At 38.3% G+C, this 1,793-nt stretch carries 3 protein-coding genes; 1 reads left to right on the top strand and 2 read right to left on the bottom strand.

The features are described 5' to 3' along the window. The coding region (locus EI161_RS14190; RefSeq protein ID WP_192529899.1) for an IS1 family transposase at positions 1-209 on the bottom strand (209 nt) is incomplete at its 3' end. 665 nt (positions 210-874) lie between these two features. On the opposite strand from EI161_RS14190, the gene EI161_RS14195 reads away from it, so the two are divergent. Further along, complete coding sequence (locus EI161_RS14195) at positions 875-1,234, top strand: hypothetical protein (RefSeq protein ID WP_192524936.1); 360 nt, start codon at positions 875-877, stop codon at positions 1,232-1,234. 242 nt (positions 1,235-1,476) lie between these two features. Here EI161_RS14195 and EI161_RS14200 read toward each other — a convergent pair. Continuing rightward, on the bottom strand, positions 1,477-1,793 hold a 317-nt coding region (locus tag EI161_RS14200), incomplete at its 5' end, for an IS30 family transposase (RefSeq protein WP_192529538.1).

Below are 1,793 nucleotides of genomic sequence, written 5' to 3' on the forward strand. Positions count from 1 at the left end.
TCTCTAACACCGCAACCTCTCACCGTCATTAGCCGTATGATGTCTTCTATTTTAGAGTGACAGCCCTTATAAGTTAAGGCATGGTCACCAATGAATTGACGTTTGCAGTCCTTGCATTGGTAGTTCTGCTTGCCATAGCTTTTTATGCCGTTTTTCTTTAAACTGGGACTGTGACAGTCGGGGCAGCTGATATCTATTTGTGTCTTCATAACCTCAAATATATCATCTTGCTTTGGCTGTCACCCTCCTTTATTTCTTCAGCATACTTTCTGACACACCACCCATAATTTTATTCCTCAAATATACGATCAATACTATGATTTGTGTTGATTGTTATTGGTATTAATGGTTTTATAACTTTTAGTTCAATCCTTTGATTTAACGCTTTTACCAAGTTTATTAAAGACAAGCTCTCATAAATTATACTGTGTTCACCGATGCTAATAGCGTCTTTCCAAATAGCGTCCTTCCTAATAGCTTGTTTTTTTCTAATAGTTTATTTCTACTAGGACATGCCCTAGCATCATATTGGTTGGCCAATTAACCAGTCATTTCGCCCACAAGACACAGTAAATTAGCAAAAATTAGCACAAAATGTAGGCTTAGAAAAGCCTTTCAGAATAGACGGATATTATTGATTATACGTCGATTAATTTGAAATCTTGTATTAATAGTTATAATAACTAAAGCAGTTAAAACCTTAGGTAGAGTTTTATTGTTACTTAATTGTACGGCCTATTTCCATTTAGAATGAAAACATATAGAATGCGTGGAAGCTGAGTAGCTGTAACTGAGACTAGTTGACTTCTGAGATGAATCGGATTTCAACCTTTGTTGCTGCTACTGCTCATTTCATTTTTCTGGAGAAAACATTATGAATCTTAAATTACTTGCTCTAGCTGGTATCATGACTGCATCTATGGGCCTAACTGCCTGTGACAGCAACAAAGAAAACGCTGCTGAAGATTTATCTGACGCACAAGAAGAAGTGCAAGACGCACAAGAAAATCTAGACGACGCTGCTGCTGAAGGCGAAGTTGTTCCTGCTGATGCAGAAGCTGCTGTTGCTGACGCTGAAGCTGACATCGCTGATGCACAAGTTGCTACTGCTACTGACGAAATCGACGCTGAAGTTCCTGTAGACGGCGACACTACTAGCGTTGACGTAGCTAGCGAAACACCTGCTGTTGATGCAGCTGACGACGTTGTTGTCGTTGAAGAAGAAGCTCAGTAATTTTATTGTTCATACAATAAGTACACTGTAGTAAAAAAAAGAGAGCCAATGCTCTCTTTTTTTGTGCCTGTCATTTATAACTAACCATGCCTATTACTTACAATCTTTCGTGGCCAATAAAAAGACAAAACACCTAAAGCATCAACACAGCATTGTATGTCAGATCATTTCTAAAAATCAGAATAATAAAGGAACGAGTGTAAGTGTTTTATCTTACTTAGATTAACACACCAAGTGCAACGCTAAATTATATTATACAACACCTGATTGGGCGTTTTAAACCCTAAGCGTTTTCTTGGTCTGTTGTTTAGTTTATTCTCAATGTCCTGTATCTCATTATCAGAGACTTGTCTAAAGTCACAACCCTTAGGCAAGAACTCTCTGATTAATCCGTTGGTATTCTCGTTGGTTCCTCGCTGCCATGACGCATAAGCATCGGCAAAGAAGAAAGCGCTAAAGAGCTTTTGTTTCACCTTCTTATGCTGAGCAAACTCTTTACCATTATCAGAGGTAATGGTCTTAACCTGCAACCTCACTGGCTTTAGGATACCTATCATTG

Origin of the sequence: Psychrobacter sp. FME5, assembly GCF_014861375.1 — a bacterium.
Lineage (GTDB): Bacteria > Pseudomonadota > Gammaproteobacteria > Pseudomonadales > Moraxellaceae > Psychrobacter.

Bases quoted from the DNA above. Each gene is read 5' to 3' on its own strand.
- EI161_RS14195 (WP_192524936.1), top strand. From the start codon at position 875: ATGAATCTTAAATTACTTGCTCTAGCTGGTATCATGACTGCATCTATG.